Below are 15,851 nucleotides of genomic sequence, written 5' to 3' on the forward strand. Positions count from 1 at the left end.
TTAAATTGACATAAATTGTCCCCTTCCTTTGGCCATCATATGTGATGGTCTTATTTTTTGTCTTTCTATCTTCTATTTAAAACTCCCTCTCTCTTTCACTCTATGTTCACATCAAGGTCACACTCACCTTTTATAGTATATGTATCGAAGTTGTTCCTCCCTAATTTATAAGACATTCCCCAGTGTCTTGAACAACTTCCATCCCTAATTAAATTGACATAAATTGTCCCCTTCCCTAGGTCATCCGATGTGATGGCCTATTTTGTTTTTCAAATACAAAATGTAATCCTCTCTACATTAAAATAAAGTGAAACTTTAATCAGTGGGGGGTTCTTCATCCCCCACTGATTATTAGTTGAACCAATCGGACTTTAATGGGCAGCCCGACCCCCACCTAACTTCTTTGCTTTCGCTGAATTTTGAGGTGGGGGTCTTACTGCCCATTAAAGCGGGATAAATATTTTTATACAAAATATTCAGAAAATATTGTCAAAATAGGTATTTTTTCGGTACAATTAATGTAGAAAGCTATTTTACAAAAAATAAGGGGGGATTTTATTGAAACAAACAAAAGCAATCTTAATTGCATTATTTCTCGGTTTAGTTGTCGGACTCACTTTAAATTTAGCTGCACCATCCATTTTTGAACCATTAAATCAATATGTGTTCAATCCACTTGGTCAATTGTTTATTCGCCTCATTAAAATGCTAGTTGTCCCTGTTGTATTCATTTCTATCGTACTTGGAGCTGCTGGTCTTGGGGACCCGAAGCAACTTGGAAGAATTGGTTTAAAATCAATTTCATTTTTTCTAGTAACTACAGCCGTTGCCATCTCTATTGCAGTTACATTTGCACTGATTATACAACCAGGATCTGGTGGTAATTTTAAAACCGAAGGGCTTAAATATGAAGGTGCAAAAACCGAAACATCTTTCGTCGATACATTGCTAAATATCGTACCAGATAATCCAGCAAAAGCGATGGCTGATGGAAACATGTTACAAATTATTGCCTTTGCCGTATTAATTGGACTTGGTATAGCTATTTTAGGAAAACGTGTCCAAGGTATTCATTCATTACTTGAACAGGGCAACGAATTAATGATGTATCTCGTTAATCTCGTTATGAAATTAGCTCCAATCGGAACATTTGGGTTGCTTGCTTCATCCGTCGGTAAAATGGGTCTTGCAGGCGTCGCTGCGATGTTCAAGTATATGATTGTCGTTATGCTAGTACTTATCATTCACGGTGTCTTCGTATATGGTGGCTTATTAAAAGTATTGGCAAAAGAAAGCATTGTCCGTTTCTTTAAACATTTCGGACCAGTAATGGCGATTGGATTTAGTACATCTAGCTCTAATGCATCTCTTCCATTTGCAATGAAAACCGCACAAGAGAAGCTTGGAGTTCCAAAAGCAATCAGCTCTTTTGTACAACCATTAGGTGCAACGATTAATATGGACGGTACTGCCATTATGCAAGGTGTAGCAACTGTATTTATCGCTCAAGTATACGGCGTTGAACTTACTATCTCCCAGTTAGCTGTAGTCGTATTAACTGCTGTACTAGCAAGTATCGGTACTGCTGGTGTACCAGGTGTTGGGCTTGTAATGCTGACGATGGTTTTAAATCAAGTAAATCTACCAGTAGAAGGTATTGCCTTAATTATCGGTATTGACCGCATTCTAGATATGTCAAGAACAGCTGTAAATATTTCTGGTGATGCAATTTGCGCAATGATTGTCGCAAAATCAGAAGAAAAATATAATACGGATCAATCTGCCGCATCTTAAATCAAAAAAGGAGTGAAATGATTCACTCCTTTTTTGATTTACTTCCTTTTTTCGAACGATATTCTTTTCCTTTGTTATCATTACCAGTCTCAAATTCAGCACTAAACTCTTGCTGAAATTGTCCTGATCTCGGTGAGCCTTGATTTCCGCTCCCTTTACTACCATTTCGATTTGTCATATTTTTGCCCCCTTTCCTTTACTAGTAGTATGTTACATATTTTCTTTTTTATAATCTTTTACATACGAAAGAAGACCTCCCTCATATAAGGAAAGTCTTCTCCATCACTACGTAAGCGTTTTCTCACTTGTAATAACTTAAATAAGTTTTTTAGAAATAGATATCATTATATTCATTTCTTCTTCTGAAAGCGTAGAAAATCTTTCTTGTAAATATTGTTTTTTCGCATCTTCCATTTTCGTAACTAAATTTTTTCCTTGCTCTGTAATCTCCAAATATACAACTCGGCGATCTGACGTAGAACGCGAACGAGTTACAAAACCTTTATTAATTAATTTTTCTGTAACAGCTGTAATATGACTATTCGACACATTTAACTCATTCGCTACACGTGATACCATTTCTTTATTCGTACGATTCAATATTCTAAGGACGATGAACTCATTCCACGGTATGTAACCACCAAATATTTTTCCAATATCATTACGCAACGTGCGGAACATAGCAAAAACATTTGTCGATAGTTCTTCCATTAATTGCTCTCGATTTTGAGACAACTTTGACAGCCCCTTTTATTTCATTTAGTTAAATAAAAACCTTATTAATAATTCTACATGAAATCTTACTTTTTGTCACCTTATTTTCCCATAATTCGTAGTTTTTTAATATACATTTCATGATACAATAAAGTTGAATTTCCAAAAAAAGGAGTTAGAGTAGTGAGCGAAGAAGACAAATTTTCTAATCTTAATCTAAAAGATAAGACTATTATTATTAGTGTTGTTATTCTTATTCTCATTATATTCTTTGTATTTATAGGAATCTTTCAAATTACAGGTATAGAATATTCATCAAGAACAGCTCTACTACTCTTTTTTTTACTTATTCTTTTATTAGATGGTATTACATATTTTATATTCATTTTCTTTAAAGTAATCCTACATCCAATGATGACAAGTATGCCCAATTGGCTCTCAATCGCCCTGCTCTCCATCATTGAAATTACGCTAGATTGGTTCGTCATTCATACCGCTGACGATTGGATAGAGAGCGTACAACTGTCCAACATAGCTGAATTATGTGTCGTACTATTCCTTTTCCTATTAAATAAATTATTAAGTGACAAGAAAGAGTAAGAATACAAGCTTTTCTATATAAAAATTGGTACAATGAAAACAAATCATACTAAAGAGGTGTTACTTATGAACTTACAACAATGGGCTGATAAAGGTATGTCCTTTGATACATATGTGAATGAAATGAAAGTAAATCAATACGAGCTACTGCACATTTACAATAACTTTTTAATTCCAAATGAATTACTTCCTGTATTAGAAGAACGTCAAAATGATGGCTGGCGTGTTATCGTATTAACAGCTGATTGGTGTGGCGATGCTCTTTTATGCGTGCCTGTTATGAAACGAATTTCTGAAGTTGCAAATATTGATATGTCATTATTAATTCGCGATGAAAACTTAGAATTAATGGATCAATATTTAACAAACGGAACAGCACGTGCGATTCCAATCTTTATTTTCATTGATAAAGATGGAAACGAACAAGCCGTTTGGGGACCACGTGCTCCAAAAGTACAAGAGTTAGTAACTTCGATGCGCGCTACATTACCTGAAAAAGAAGATCCAACATTCGAAGAGAAACAAAAAGAAATGTACGCTAATTTCCGTGCTACATTAGCTGATGATACTTCTCTTTGGGAACATGTAATGGAAAGTATGATGGAAAAAGTAGTAAAATAAAAAAACTGCCGAACTCGGCAGTTTTTTTATTACATAATGAAGAAATAGAATACCGCAGCTAAAATGAAACGGTAGTAAGCAAACGGTGTTAGTTTTACGCGAGATAATAATTTTAAGAATGAAACAATTGCAAGCATTGCAACAACGAACGCTGTAATAAATCCTGTTGCAAATAACGGTATATCAGCCGCACTTAATATATCCCAGCTTTTAATTAAATCTAAGCCACTTGCTGCTACCATCATTGGTACTGCTAAGATGAATGTATATTCAGCTGCCGCTGTATGTGACACGCGAGCTAATAAACCACCACTTATTGTAGAACCAGAACGAGAAAATCCTGGCCAAAGCGCTAAACATTGGAACATTCCGATTGTAAATGCTTGCTTATATGTGATTTCATCTAATGTTCTTGCTGTACTTGGTTTCGAAAACTTCTCAGCAACAATCATTAAAATACCACCGGCTACTAAACTAATGACAACTGGTCCTGGACCAAATAAAACCTTTTTAATTGCACTATGGAATAATACACCTAATATGCCAGCAGGAATCATTCCGATAATAATATGTAATAAATTTAACGATGGTCCATCTGTTACTTTTCCTATACCTACTAAAGACCATAGACGCTTCCAAAATATAACTACAACTGCTAAAATCGATCCCAATTGGATAACAACTTCGAAAACTTTCGCTCTCTCGTCGTCGAATCCAAGTAAATGACCTGTTAAAATCATATGTCCTGTTGATGAAACTGGTAAAAACTCTGTTAAACCTTCAACAGCACCCATGATTATTCCAATTAACCAATCAGCCACGAGTAGTGCCTCCTTAATAACAAATATGTAATTTTTCACACCTTATCATAATACCTTATCCCCTTTTAAAGTGCATCCTTTTTTTATTGATTGTACATATTGTATACGCGTATTTCTTTTCTATTTTTTGATTAAATTGTATGATAGTTAGAGTTTGTTTTTTAGCGGAAAGGGGATTTTATGAAAGAAACTAATTCATTATCACAAAAATTAAAACAATTTGTATTACTATTTTTCCCGATTTTCGTTACGCAAATGTCATTATTTGCAATGAGTTTTTTCGATACGACAATGTCAGGACATGCAAGCCCTATTGATTTAGCAGGTGTTGCTATCGGAACAAGTATATGGATTCCAGTTAGTACGGGATTAACAGGAATTTTGATGGCTACGACTCCAATTGTTGCACAACTCGTTGGATCTAAGAAAAAAGAGGATGTTCCTCACGTTGTCATACAGGCAGTATATTTAGCCATTTTCGCTAGCCTCGTTGTTATCCTTATCGGTTTCTTTACTGTTACACCTATTTTAAATGGCATGCGATTAGAAGAACCTGTAGAACGTATTGCAGCACAATTTTTAAGTATTATCGCAATTGGAATTATCCCTTTATTTACTTACACAGTTTTACGCGGATTTATTGATGCATTAGGAAAAACTCGTACAACGATGATCATTACATTACTATCATTACCAATTAATGTAGTATTAAATTATGTATTAATTTTCGGTAACTTCGGTTTTCCAAAACTCGGTGGTGTCGGAGCAGCAATTGCTTCTGCAGCAACCTATTGGTGCATTTTAATTATTACCGTTATGATTATTCGTACGAAAGAGCCTTTTGCATCTTTCCATATCTTTAAACAATTATATCACCCTTCTCTTTCGAGTTGGAAAGAATTCTTAAAACTTGGCGTCCCTATCGGATTTGCTATCTTTTTTGAAACGAGTATTTTCGCTGCGGTAACACTTATGATGAGTAATTTTAGTACGACAACAATCGCAGCTCATCAAGCAGCTATGAACTTCGCTTCCTTGCTATATATGACTCCTTTAAGTTTAGCAATGGCCATGACCATCTCTGTTGGATTTGAAGTTGGAGCGAAACGATATAATAACGCAAAACAATATGGATTTATCGGGATTGGCTTAGCACTTGCATTCGCCCTATTATATTCCATTCTTCTTTACTTTTTTGATGATGAAATTGCTTCTATTTATACGACAGATATACAAGTTCATCATTTAGCAAAAGAATTTCTTATATTTGCGATTTTATTTCAAATTTCAGATGCAATTGCAACTCCTGTACAAGGGGCACTACGTGGTTATAAAGATGTAAATGTCGCCTTAATTATGACATTAATCGCCTATTGGGTAATTGGTCTCCCTCTCGGTTACATATTAGCAACCTATACTGATTGGGCAGCAAAAGGATATTGGATTGGTCTTATTATCGGTTTAGCATTTGGCGCCACCTTCCTTCTTATCCGTCTCTTTCAAGTTCAAAGAAAATATACAATAGAAAACCGCCGCTCACGATAGAGGGCGGTTTTCTTTATGCATATTTTTTCTTTAAACGTATAACATAATGAAAAAGAAAGGTGGATACATATGGACGAAAAAGAAAAAAAGCAATCATTCGACGAAGAATTCGCCCCTGAAATTTCACCTGGATATCGGCAAGATGTACATAAACAACCTAAATATAAAAACACTTCGTTTTTAATGGGGATTACCATTTTTGCCGCTGTATTGCTTGTGCTTATCATTTTCGTTTATTTTTGATGGAAGGTGATTTATTATATGAAGAAACAAGATTCCAATCGTTCAAAAAGAACTGTAAAAACAGAAAAAGGGTATGCAGGTGATTCGGTTCTTACTCAGAAACAAGTTGAGCAAGGAAATTTATATATTGCTCAAAAAGAACTTGGTCAACAAAATGAAAATCTTTAGAATCCCTCAAAGAACTGGGGGATTTTTTATTCCACTATTTATAGCACTGATTTATGTTTCACTTTATTGTACGTACTGTTTTTGTTCTAACACCTTTAATGCATGATTAACCTTTACAATTTTCATTTCATAATTCAATTTCATTTCGCTTCTCTTACCATTTTCAGTACCCGCCACGTACGCTACAGTTTTATAGAGAAAACTTTCATCCGTTACTTCACGTATCTCTCCGTTTATAAATTTATACTCTAAATCCTGAAAACGATTTGGATAATAGTTTTTCATTAATTGTTCATACCCACTATTTAAAAATATTTCTTCACCTTTTCGTTTTACATCTTCTTTATTATGAAATCCAAACACTGATAGTTGCTCTGTCACAAAATGTTCTCCTACCTTTTTCATTTCATTATGAGTTAAAACTTCTATACCTTTGTTTTTTAATTCCTTATTTAATCCGTACTGATCAATCGGTTTATAGCTAGCAAAAACTTCTTCTTTATATGACCAAAACAGTCCAAAAACGATACATAGAGAAATGATTACTATTCTTTTCTTCGTAATACTCTCACCCTTCTCCATAATGATAGGTATATTTTAACATATAGAAAGAAAATTCTGATATCATAAAGTAGAATAACTTAAATTAGAAACGAGGTACAAGTATGGACTCTTACAAACAATATATAAAAGAAGCTCTACCTAATCTTTCTATACATTCCTATAAACAAAATGAAGAAGGATGGGATAATGTAGCGATTATAGTAAATAATGAGCTACTGTTTCGTTTCCCGCGAAAACAGGAATATGCAATGCGAATTCCATTAGAAAAAAAACTGTGCACACTTCTCTCTTGTTCACTACATGAAATTAAAGTTCCAAAGTATCACCTATTCTATAAAAAGGAGACTGATACTATTCCGCTTTGTAGTTACTATACTCTCATTCATGGTGAACCTTTAAAAACAGAAATAGTTACTACACTAGAAAAACAAGAACGAAAAGCACTTATTACACAATTAGCTACTTTCCTTGCGGCTCTACATAGCATTCCTCTAAAAAGTGTTACAGCGTTAGGGTTCCCTACCGAAAAAACACTTACCTACTGGAAAGAGCTACAAACTAAATTAAATGAGTATGTTACTAACAGTCTAACTTCGTTCCAGAAATCAACCTTAAACCGTTTATTCGATAATTTTTTTGCCTGTATAGCTACATCGGTATTTCCAAATACAATCATTCACGCTGACTTTACACATCATCACATTTTATTTGATAACCAAAATAAAACCATTTCAGGAATCATTGATTTTGGTGATGCTCAAATTGGAGATCCTGCCTTTGACTTTGCTGGGCTATATGATGATTTCGGACATGAATTTACTACATCAGTATATGAACAATACTGTACACTTACTTCACGCCATGATCCATTACTCATTCACCGTATCACAAGTTTTTATCAATACAGTCCTTTACTACATAATATAATTTATAACTTTGAAACAAAGAATGAACTTGAGTTTTTAGCTGGTATAGAACAACTGAAAGCAATACTACAGGGATGAGATTACATTCTCTCCCTATATTCTCTCTCCTCATATAACATTAACTTTTTATCCATTTCAACAATGACTTTATACAGTTGAAATGCCTGTAAAATTTGCAGTTGAATTCCAAAAGGGGCATTTTGTTCTTTTAACCATTGAAATACTTGCGCTTCATCTTTCATTGATTATTCCTCCCTTTATTAAAATCTGCTACAAATATACGGTAAATGATGAAAAGCTTTTCATGTCAATAACAAAAAAGAATGCAACATTGCATCCTTTAATGTACGATATTTTTCTTCTGTTTCGCTTCTTTCTTTACTTCTTCCCCTTGGCATTCACTACGAAATGCACAACTTATACACTCAGAACGAAAATGACGCTCTGTATAATGCTCAGGTTGCTGTAACATTTCTTTCATTCTAGATAAATGGGCCATTCCAGTTATAATATCTTCCTGTTTCGGAGTGTAGTCATACTTAGTTCCTTCTATTAAATTAATAACTTCAATTTTCCCTGGAAGAATGCCGAAAGCTTTATAACTGAATACTGTCATTAGCTTTTGACAAAGAGCAAGCATTTCCTCATCCGCATCGACAACATACTTTTTAATTACAAACGACTCAGTACTCCACTCACCAACTTCTAATGTCAATGACATGTGGACACCTAACTCTTCCATATATGTTTGAAATTTTTCATATAAAAATAACGGCGGTGTTTGGCTATCATCTCTTTCAACAAACTGTAATAAGTGATCCGTTAGCTTCGCTAACACAATATAATACTCCGTCTTCGAAGCAAACATATTAACCCTTACTTTTTTCCAATACTTTTCTATTAATATTAAAAGTACAATTTTCGTTTGTTGGCCTGCAGGTAGCGTGTAATATTCGTTAATAATTCGATTCACAATCATTTGTGCGATTTGTTGCCATTCAAACGAAGAAGGTTCTCTTCTTTTTATATGACGAAAATAAAATTTATGCGGACAACGCATAAAATCATACAAATGATAATCTGTCATCGTTTTGATTGCGATTTTCTCATGCACTTGCTCTTCATCTCCCTTCTGCCATTAAGAAAGGTGTTTTACAAATTCAGCTCCAAACTGTAAACATTTTTCTACATCTTCATCTTCTGGCGTTAATTCTACTTTTAACCCTTCTAACACAACTGCTGCCCCGCGTTCTTGTAGCTTTTCTATTAAAATGTCAACTGCCACTCCGTATTTTGGATAAGCCGAATCACATGATCCGAATACTGCCGCTTTTTTCCCAGTTAAATCAATGGAATCCATTGCGTCATAAAAATCTAAGAAATCATCAGGAAGGTCACCATCTCCCCAAGTGTATGCCCCTAAAATAATTCCATCATACTGTTCTAATATAGAAGCTTCAGGTGAATCCATAATATCAATCACTTCAATTTCATTTTCAGTTTCACGAATCACGCCGGCAATATGATCAGCCATTTCCTCTGTATTTCCACTCATACTTGCAAAAATCATTACTAACTTACTCAACTGAACCTCTCCCTTTACTTTGTATCTCTTTTTCTGTTTGAATGCTCTTCTTCTCATCTACATATTCAGACCGAATTACATTTCGTTGCCATTCCATATGCTGATCAACATCTTTATTTTTATCTTTTAATCCCCTCCGCAGAAGGTGAAAATTTTTTCTCATTAACATGTCGCATCCATCCTATTGATAATAATTATCAATTTCAACTATATTTAGATTAATTGAAATTGATTATCAATGTCAACAACTATTTTTAAAAAAATGATTAAAATGTACAAGCTTGTCCGTTAGCTATTCATATACTATAAATGAGCATAGTTCTTTCTCAGCCCTCTCTGACGGAAAGAAATAAAAGCAACTGCGATAAAGCGCAGTTGCCTTTTTTTATCCCACTTTAATGGGCAGTAAAACCCCCACTGATTAAAGTTGCACTTTATACTTTTCTATGATTTCAATAATCTCATTGTTGTTTCTAAAAATAATTCCACTCCATAAATGAGAGCTGATTCATCTACATCAAATTTTGGATGATGATGCGGGTAGCAAGTATCTATCTTTTTATTACCAGTCCCTAATTTAATAAAACAACCAGGTGCTTTTCTTAAATATGCCGAAAAATCTTCTCCTCCCATAGAAGGTTCAAGCTTCACAACACGCTCATTTCCAAACAAATGTAGTGCACTTTCTTCTACTACTTTCGTAATATATTCATCATTAATAACCGGATCATATCCATATCGATACGAATATGTATACGACCCTCCATGTGCTTCGGTAATTCCTTTCACGATTTTCTCAATTTTCTCTTCTGCTTCTATCCTTAATGCTTGATTAAATGAACGAACAGTTCCCATTAAAGTTGCTGCACTAGGAATAATATTATCAGCCATTCCCCCATGAAACTGCGTAACCGAAATGACTCTTTGCATAAAAGCACTTGTATTTCTTGATACGATATGTTGTAAATTTGTAATAATCTGTGCTCCGATAGCAATAGGATCTATCGTTTCTTCTGGCCTCGCCGCGTGCCCTCCTTTCCCTTGAATTTCAACTGTAAATACGTCTGGTGCAGCCATCATCGGCCCATACGCAATGCCTATCTTCCCGCTCTCAAGTCCTGACATAACATGTAAACCTATTACATAATCAACACCATCCATTACGCCTGCTTCAACCATTTCTTGTCCCCCGCCAGGATACACCTCTTCTGCATGCTGAAAGAATAGACGAATCTCACCTGCAAAATTTTCCTTTATATTTGCTAGCACTTCTGCTGTACCCAACAAAATAGCCGCGTGAGCATCATGCCCACATGCATGCATTACACCTTTATTCACAGACGTATAAGATTTACTTGTCTCCTCTTGAATTGGCAACGCATCTATATCAGCTCGAATCGCAATCACTTTCCCTTGTTCCGTTCCTCTTTTAATTGCTAGTACACTATACTTCGTCGGTCTCGTTACTTCAAAAGAAGAAAATGAGCATACTGTATCATATATAAATTGCGAAGTTTCTTTTTCATGAAACGATAATTCTGGATACTTATGGAAATACCTTCTCCATTTCACGATATTTTCTTCCGAAATTAGATTCTTCCACACTCTATCCATGATAATTTCCTCCTTTTTAAAAGGGCTAGAAATGTAAAAGTTTACTTTGTCTCGAATGACTCATAAGCACAAATACTATATTTTACGTATTCTTCTAGTCCACTTTTATGTATTCACACAATCCACTTCCTATTTACATATCAAATCCATTACAAATTGATGCTGAATGTAATATAATTGCTAAGTTAGGGATTTTCTTTTTTAGTATTTAGTGCTAATATCAGAAAAGAGCCTTTTGACTTATTTTTACCTAAAATGTGGAATTTTGTTTTTTTCACAATAATGTAGGACATGATACCTACAAAGAGCTATTATTTCATTAAGAGAGGGAAAGACATGGAAAGATTAAAAGAGATATGGTCTCGACCACTCACACAATGGGTTGCAAAGACGGTTTATTACCTTGCAATTTTATTTGCATTACTTTGGTTGTATGGATTCCATGATACAAACACAAGTACATTTATTTACAATGAATTCTAGGGTGGGAACGTTATGAAGTTATTAGAACAAATTGAAAAGTGGGCTATTGAAACGCCTGATCAAACTGCTTTTGTTTGGCGAGATGCGAAAATTACGTACAAACAATTAAAGGAAGATTCTGATGCGTTAGCACATTGGATTTCTTCTGAGTATCCAGATGATCGTTCACCAATTATGGTGTATGGCCATATGCAACCTGAAATGATTATTAACTTTTTAGGATGTGTAAAAGCTGGACATGCTTATATTCCTGTAGATTTATCTATCCCAGCTGATCGTGTACAACGTATCGCTGAAAATTCTGGTGCGAAACTACTTTTATCAGGAACTGAAGTAACTGTAACTGATTTACCAGTTCGCATTGTAAGTGAGGACAACTTAAAAGATATTTTCTTTACTCATAAAGGGAAAACTCCAAATCCTGAACATGCGGTAAAAGGTGATGAAAACTTCTACATTATTTACACATCAGGAAGCACAGGTAATCCGAAAGGGGTTCAGATTACTTATAACTGCCTTGTAAGTTTTACAAAATGGGCTGTAGAAGATTTCAACTTACAAACGGGGCAAGTATTCTTAAACCAAGCACCTTTCTCATTTGATTTATCTGTCATGGATATTTACCCATCATTAGTAACAGGTGGTACACTTTGGGCAATTGATAAAGATATGATTGCACGTCCAAAAGACTTGTTTGCTTCTTTAGAGCAATCGGATATACAAGTATGGACTTCCACACCATCTTTCGCAGAGATGTGTTTAATGGAAGCATCTTTCTCTGAGAGTATGCTACCAAACATGAAAACATTCTTATTCTGCGGTGAAGTGTTACCAAATGAAGTAGCTAGAAAATTAATTGAGCGTTTCCCAAAAGCAACAATTATGAATACGTACGGTCCAACTGAAGCTACTGTCGCTGTAACAGGTATTCACGTTACAGAAGAAGTGCTTGATCAATACAAATCACTTCCAGTTGGCTACTGTAAATCAGACTGCCGCCTTCTTATTATGAAAGAAGATGGTACGATTGCGCCTGATGGTGAAAAAGGTGAAATCGTAATTGTTGGTCCAAGCGTAAGCGTTGGATATTTAGGAAGCCCTGAATTAACAGAAAAAGCATTTACTATGATTGACGGTGAGCGCGCCTATAAAACAGGCGATGCTGGCTATGTTGAAAATGGTCTTCTATTCTATAATGGTCGTCTTGATTTCCAAATTAAGCTGCATGGTTATCGAATGGAATTAGAAGAAATTGAGCATCACCTTCGTGCGTGTTCTTACGTAGAAGGAGCAGTTATCGTTCCAATTAAAAAAGGTGAGAAATACGATTATTTATTAGCGGTTGTTGTTCCTGGAGAACATTCATTTGAAAAAGAATTCAAATTAACATCTGCAATCAAAAAAGAACTCAATGAGCGATTACCAAACTACATGATTCCACGTAAATTCATGTATCAATCTTCTATTCCAATGACACCAAATGGAAAGGTAGATCGCAAAAAATTATTGAGTGAGGTTACAGCATGACCGCATATGGATCATTTTATTTTTTCGCTATAGTGGGCATTTTATTAATACCTACTATCATAGCTGGATTAAAAGGTAAAATGTTGCGCAAATATAATGCAGTTCTAACATTAGTTATGCTTGCTATTATCTTCTCGGATAAACCGAAGCAAGCGATTATGTTAGCCGTATTTATTATTTGGCAATATGCCCTAATTAAAGGCTATTTACTTTTAAGAAAACAAAATAATAGCACATTCACATTCTGTATAGCTGTTATTTTATCAATTTTGCCACTTATTTTGGCAAAAATCGCACCGTTTGCACCCGAACTAAAGTTTATTGTATTTTTAGGAATGTCTTATGTAACATTTAGAGCAGTGCAAATGGTATTTGAAGTTCGCGATGGATTAATTAAGGAACTTTCCTTCTTTAATTTTTGGGAATTCGTTTTATTCTTCCCAGCAATTTCAACAGGACCTATCGATCGTTATCGTAGATTCCAAAAAGATATTCAAAAGCCTCCTAGCGCTGAAGAATATCAAAATTTACTATATACAGGGTTAAACCGCATTTTCCAAGGTTTCTTGTATAAATTTATTATCGCTTACTTAATAAAGCAATATTTTATGGATCCAGCATTTGCTCAGCAAGATACAGTCTTATCGAATATGATTTACATGTATAGCTATAGCTTATATTTATTCTTCGACTTTGCTGGTTATAGCTCATTTGTAATTGGTGTAAGTTATATGATGGGTATTAAAACGCCTGAAAACTTTAATAAACCGTTCATTAGTCGTAACATTAAAGACTTCTGGAACCGTTGGCACATGAGTTTATCATTCTGGTTCCGTGATTTTATTTACATGCGTTTCGTCTTTTTTGCAACGAAGAAAAAGTTAATTAAAAACCGTTACACAATTTCGTATATCGGTGCATTTTTAAACTTTTTCATCATGGGAATTTGGCATATTACTGGTGAGCATGTGTATCAATACATTATTTATGGTCTTTATCATGCCGCACTGTTTATTTTATTCGATATTTTCGAACGAAAAAACAAGAAGCATAAGTTTTGGCCAAACAATAAATTTACACACGTCCTTGCGATTATAATTACGTTCCACGTTGTATGTTTCGGTTTCCTAATTTTCTCTGGACACCTTAACAGATACTTTTAATGCACCCTTCTTATACCATTAAGAAGTTGCACATATAATATATTTCGGATATAAAGGAGATTTTAAAAATGGCAGAATTTAAAGAGCAAGTATTAGATATTTTAGAAGAAGTATGTGAAAACGATATTGTGAAAGAAAACTTAGATGTTCAATTATTTGAAGAAGGTATTCTTGATTCTTTCGCTGTAGTATCTTTATTAGTTGAATTCCAAGAGCGTTTAGATATTGAAGTTTCTATTTCTGATTTTGACCGTGATGAGTGGGCTACTCCAAACATGGTTATTAAGAAGTTGGAAGAAATCCGATGAACAAAGCAAAATTTGGTCCGATGCTTTTAGCATTGGCCCTTTTTGCTGTATTCCTACTTATTCCGACGCGCTTTCTACTCCCGCTTTTAAGTGACGAAAAAGTAGAACAAGCTGCAACTTCTTTAAAAGAAGAAAAGATTCAAAGTATGATTTTACAGCAAAAGATGTTAGCAGACTCGAAATACCTTCCGATGTATGGTTCATCGGAATTCGCACGTATGGATGCTTACCATCCATCAAATTATTTCAAAGTAAAGCCTGAAGGATTCACACCATTCCTACTTGGACGTGGCGGAACACAAGACCTTGTACATGTATTAAACTTTGCATCTACAATGGATCAATTGAAAGATAAGAAAATGGTATTCGTTCTTTCTCCGCAATGGTTTGTACCACAAGGTATTGATGAAACGCACTTTGCACCTAACTTTTCAAAACAACAAGGTTACCACTTCATTTTCAACGATGATGTAAAACCTGAAATGAAAAAGCAAATTGCAAAACGTTTATTAAACTTTGAAATCGTTAAGAAAGAAACTTTGCTTAAAATTTCTCTTGAAGGTATCGTTTATGATGATACAAAGCATAAAATAAAAGCACTTGCTGCTAAACCTTTCGCTTATATTTACCGTAACATTTTAGATCGTAAAGATTTATTTACAGCAATGTTTAATATTAAACCGCACAAAGAAAAACTTGATCCTTCATTAAAACAAATGAACTGGGATGAAGCTCGTAAACATGCAGATCAAACAGGTGCAGCAGAATCTGGATCTAACGAATATGGTATCGAAGATGGTTACTTTAATAGCAAAATTAAAAAGAAATTAAAGCAACGTGAAGGCTACTTAAAAAATGATGCTTATGATCAATCGCCAGAATATGAAGATTTACAAATTGTACTTGATCTATTAAAACAATCTGGTGCAAAACCACTCTTCATTTCTGTTCCTGTAAAAGGGCCTTGGTACGATTACGCTGGCTTCCCGAAAGAACGACGCGAATTGTACTATAAGAAAGTTCATGAGCAAATTGAGAAAGCTGGCTATCCAATTGCCGACTTCTCAAATCATGAGTATGATAAATACTTCTTAAAAGATCATATGCACTTAGGTTGGAAAGGCTGGGTTTATATCGATGAGGCCATCCAACAATTTTATAAAGCAAACTAATGA

General features: G+C 34.6%; 21 protein-coding genes. 12 read left to right on the top strand and 9 right to left on the bottom strand.

The window, feature by feature from the left end; translation table 11 throughout:
• Positions 1-558: 558 nt before the first annotated feature.
• A complete protein-coding gene (locus tag MR147_RS07700; protein ID WP_000814817.1) occupies positions 559-1,794 on the top strand; it encodes a dicarboxylate/amino acid:cation symporter in 1,236 nt (411 codons plus the stop codon).
• Positions 1,795-1,816: 22 nt separating this feature from the next.
• Here MR147_RS07700 and MR147_RS07705 read toward each other — a convergent pair whose 3' ends face one another.
• Both MR147_RS07705 and MR147_RS07710 read right to left on the bottom strand, forming a co-directional pair.
• The gene (locus tag MR147_RS07705; protein WP_000184934.1) at positions 1,817-1,972 is read right to left on the bottom strand and encodes a hypothetical protein; all 156 of its coding nucleotides are present in this window, start codon (positions 1,970-1,972) and stop codon (positions 1,817-1,819) included.
• A gap of 137 nt (positions 1,973-2,109) precedes the next feature.
• Positions 2,110-2,529 carry a MarR family winged helix-turn-helix transcriptional regulator gene (locus MR147_RS07710; protein WP_139302918.1) on the bottom strand — a complete coding sequence of 140 codons (420 nt, stop codon included), beginning with the start codon at positions 2,527-2,529 and terminating at the stop codon, positions 2,110-2,112.
• A gap of 162 nt (positions 2,530-2,691) precedes the next feature.
• Between MR147_RS07710 and MR147_RS07715 the strand changes: the two genes are divergently transcribed.
• Both MR147_RS07715 and MR147_RS07720 read left to right on the top strand, forming a co-directional pair.
• Positions 2,692-3,108 carry a YrvL family regulatory protein gene (locus MR147_RS07715; protein ID WP_074610778.1) on the top strand — a complete coding sequence of 139 codons (417 nt, stop codon included), beginning with the start codon at positions 2,692-2,694 and terminating at the stop codon, positions 3,106-3,108.
• Positions 3,109-3,141: 33 nt separating this feature from the next.
• Positions 3,142-3,729 (top strand): thioredoxin family protein, encoded by a 588-nt coding sequence (locus tag MR147_RS07720; protein WP_125902873.1) that lies wholly within the window; start codon positions 3,142-3,144, stop codon positions 3,727-3,729.
• A gap of 29 nt (positions 3,730-3,758) precedes the next feature.
• Here MR147_RS07720 and uppP read toward each other — a convergent pair whose 3' ends face one another.
• Positions 3,759-4,550 (bottom strand): bacitracin resistance undecaprenyl-diphosphatase, encoded by a 792-nt coding sequence (uppP, locus tag MR147_RS07725; protein WP_000796243.1) that lies wholly within the window; start codon positions 4,548-4,550, stop codon positions 3,759-3,761.
• Between the two features lie 180 nt (positions 4,551-4,730).
• Here uppP and MR147_RS07730 point away from each other — a divergent pair, with 180 nt between their 5' ends.
• The 3 genes from MR147_RS07730 (at position 4,731) to MR147_RS07740 (ending at position 6,506) form a co-directional block, all read left to right on the top strand.
• Positions 4,731-6,095, top strand: coding sequence for an MATE family efflux transporter (locus MR147_RS07730; protein ID WP_074610776.1), 1,365 nt, complete (start codon positions 4,731-4,733; stop codon positions 6,093-6,095).
• A gap of 69 nt (positions 6,096-6,164) precedes the next feature.
• The gene (locus tag MR147_RS07735) at positions 6,165-6,338 is read left to right on the top strand and encodes a hypothetical protein (RefSeq protein WP_000343560.1); all 174 of its coding nucleotides are present in this window, start codon (positions 6,165-6,167) and stop codon (positions 6,336-6,338) included.
• An 18-nt stretch (positions 6,339-6,356) separates the two neighbouring features.
• Positions 6,357-6,506 carry a hypothetical protein gene (locus MR147_RS07740; RefSeq protein ID WP_000743739.1) on the top strand — a complete coding sequence of 50 codons (150 nt, stop codon included), beginning with the start codon at positions 6,357-6,359 and terminating at the stop codon, positions 6,504-6,506.
• Positions 6,507-6,569: 63 nt separating this feature from the next.
• Here MR147_RS07740 and MR147_RS07745 read toward each other — a convergent pair whose 3' ends face one another.
• Positions 6,570-7,088: a biotin transporter BioY gene (locus tag MR147_RS07745; RefSeq protein ID WP_074610774.1), complete on the bottom strand. Its 519-nt coding sequence runs from the start codon at positions 7,086-7,088 to the stop codon at positions 6,570-6,572.
• Between the two features lie 83 nt (positions 7,089-7,171).
• Here MR147_RS07745 and MR147_RS07750 point away from each other — a divergent pair, with 83 nt between their 5' ends.
• Positions 7,172-8,074 carry an aminoglycoside phosphotransferase family protein gene (locus tag MR147_RS07750; protein ID WP_074610772.1) on the top strand — a complete coding sequence of 301 codons (903 nt, stop codon included), beginning with the start codon at positions 7,172-7,174 and terminating at the stop codon, positions 8,072-8,074.
• A gap of 2 nt (positions 8,075-8,076) precedes the next feature.
• On the opposite strand, the gene MR147_RS07755 is transcribed toward MR147_RS07750, so the two are convergent.
• From MR147_RS07755 to MR147_RS07775, 5 genes are all read right to left on the bottom strand, one after another.
• Entirely contained in the window at positions 8,077-8,238 is a 162-nt protein-coding gene (locus tag MR147_RS07755) for a hypothetical protein (protein WP_074610771.1), read from the bottom strand.
• Between the two features lie 98 nt (positions 8,239-8,336).
• Positions 8,337-9,110: a hypothetical protein gene (locus MR147_RS07760; protein ID WP_074610766.1), complete on the bottom strand. Its 774-nt coding sequence runs from the start codon at positions 9,108-9,110 to the stop codon at positions 8,337-8,339.
• Between the two features lie 24 nt (positions 9,111-9,134).
• Positions 9,135-9,581, bottom strand: a complete 447-nt coding sequence (locus tag MR147_RS07765; RefSeq protein ID WP_000041153.1) for a flavodoxin — start codon at positions 9,579-9,581, stop codon at positions 9,135-9,137.
• Positions 9,574-9,750, bottom strand: a complete 177-nt coding sequence (locus tag MR147_RS07770; RefSeq protein WP_000929023.1) for a hypothetical protein — start codon at positions 9,748-9,750, stop codon at positions 9,574-9,576. The genes MR147_RS07765 and MR147_RS07770 overlap by 8 nt, the downstream gene beginning before the upstream one ends.
• A gap of 275 nt (positions 9,751-10,025) precedes the next feature.
• The gene (locus MR147_RS07775) at positions 10,026-11,195 is read right to left on the bottom strand and encodes an amidohydrolase (RefSeq protein ID WP_074610765.1); all 1,170 of its coding nucleotides are present in this window, start codon (positions 11,193-11,195) and stop codon (positions 10,026-10,028) included.
• A gap of 336 nt (positions 11,196-11,531) precedes the next feature.
• Between MR147_RS07775 and MR147_RS07780 the strand changes: the two genes are divergently transcribed.
• The 5 genes from MR147_RS07780 to dltD all read left to right on the top strand — a co-directional run bounded on the left by MR147_RS07780 (position 11,532) and on the right by dltD (position 15,848).
• On the top strand, positions 11,532-11,678 hold the full coding sequence (locus tag MR147_RS07780; protein ID WP_000440293.1) for a teichoic acid D-Ala incorporation-associated protein DltX: 147 nt from the start codon (positions 11,532-11,534) through the stop codon (positions 11,676-11,678).
• 12 nt (positions 11,679-11,690) lie between these two features.
• The gene (dltA, locus tag MR147_RS07785; protein WP_000770523.1) at positions 11,691-13,205 is read left to right on the top strand and encodes a D-alanine--poly(phosphoribitol) ligase subunit DltA; all 1,515 of its coding nucleotides are present in this window, start codon (positions 11,691-11,693) and stop codon (positions 13,203-13,205) included.
• On the top strand, positions 13,202-14,368 hold the full coding sequence (dltB, locus tag MR147_RS07790) for a D-alanyl-lipoteichoic acid biosynthesis protein DltB (protein ID WP_074610763.1): 1,167 nt from the start codon (positions 13,202-13,204) through the stop codon (positions 14,366-14,368). The genes dltA and dltB overlap by 4 nt, the downstream gene beginning before the upstream one ends.
• A 68-nt stretch (positions 14,369-14,436) precedes the next feature.
• Entirely contained in the window at positions 14,437-14,676 is a 240-nt protein-coding gene (gene dltC, locus MR147_RS07795) for a D-alanine--poly(phosphoribitol) ligase subunit DltC (RefSeq protein ID WP_000807310.1), read from the top strand.
• On the top strand, positions 14,673-15,848 hold the full coding sequence (gene dltD, locus MR147_RS07800; RefSeq protein ID WP_074610761.1) for a D-alanyl-lipoteichoic acid biosynthesis protein DltD: 1,176 nt from the start codon (positions 14,673-14,675) through the stop codon (positions 15,846-15,848). Before dltC ends, dltD begins: the two co-directional genes overlap by 4 nt.
• Positions 15,849-15,851 lie beyond the last annotated feature (3 nt).

Origin of the sequence: Bacillus cereus group sp. BfR-BA-01350, assembly GCF_022663775.1 — a bacterium.
GTDB lineage: Bacteria > Bacillota > Bacilli > Bacillales > Bacillaceae_G > Bacillus_A > Bacillus_A paranthracis.

What these genes read in the sequence shown, in the direction of transcription:
- MR147_RS07750 (WP_074610772.1), top strand. Translation starts at nt 7,172, where the DNA reads ATGGACTCTTACAAACAATATATAAAAGAAGCTCTACCTAATCTTTCT.
- MR147_RS07770 (WP_000929023.1), bottom strand. Translation starts at nt 9,750, where the DNA reads ATGTTAATGAGAAAAAATTTTCACCTTCTGCGGAGGGGATTAAAAGAT.
- MR147_RS07775 (WP_074610765.1), bottom strand. Translation starts at nt 11,195, where the DNA reads ATGGATAGAGTGTGGAAGAATCTAATTTCGGAAGAAAATATCGTGAAA.
- MR147_RS07745 (WP_074610774.1), bottom strand. Translation starts at nt 7,088, where the DNA reads ATGGAGAAGGGTGAGAGTATTACGAAGAAAAGAATAGTAATCATTTCT.
- MR147_RS07755 (WP_074610771.1), bottom strand. Translation starts at nt 8,238, where the DNA reads ATGAAAGATGAAGCGCAAGTATTTCAATGGTTAAAAGAACAAAATGCC.
- dltD (WP_074610761.1), top strand. Translation starts at nt 14,673, where the DNA reads ATGAACAAAGCAAAATTTGGTCCGATGCTTTTAGCATTGGCCCTTTTT.
- MR147_RS07780 (WP_000440293.1), top strand. Translation starts at nt 11,532, where the DNA reads ATGGAAAGATTAAAAGAGATATGGTCTCGACCACTCACACAATGGGTT.
- dltB (WP_074610763.1), top strand. Translation starts at nt 13,202, where the DNA reads ATGACCGCATATGGATCATTTTATTTTTTCGCTATAGTGGGCATTTTA.
- dltA (WP_000770523.1), top strand. Translation starts at nt 11,691, where the DNA reads ATGAAGTTATTAGAACAAATTGAAAAGTGGGCTATTGAAACGCCTGAT.
- MR147_RS07730 (WP_074610776.1), top strand. Translation starts at nt 4,731, where the DNA reads ATGAAAGAAACTAATTCATTATCACAAAAATTAAAACAATTTGTATTA.
- MR147_RS07735 (WP_000343560.1), top strand. Translation starts at nt 6,165, where the DNA reads ATGGACGAAAAAGAAAAAAAGCAATCATTCGACGAAGAATTCGCCCCT.
- MR147_RS07720 (WP_125902873.1), top strand. Translation starts at nt 3,142, where the DNA reads ATGAAAACAAATCATACTAAAGAGGTGTTACTTATGAACTTACAACAA.
- MR147_RS07705 (WP_000184934.1), bottom strand. Translation starts at nt 1,972, where the DNA reads ATGACAAATCGAAATGGTAGTAAAGGGAGCGGAAATCAAGGCTCACCG.
- MR147_RS07740 (WP_000743739.1), top strand. Translation starts at nt 6,357, where the DNA reads ATGAAGAAACAAGATTCCAATCGTTCAAAAAGAACTGTAAAAACAGAA.
- dltC (WP_000807310.1), top strand. Translation starts at nt 14,437, where the DNA reads ATGGCAGAATTTAAAGAGCAAGTATTAGATATTTTAGAAGAAGTATGT.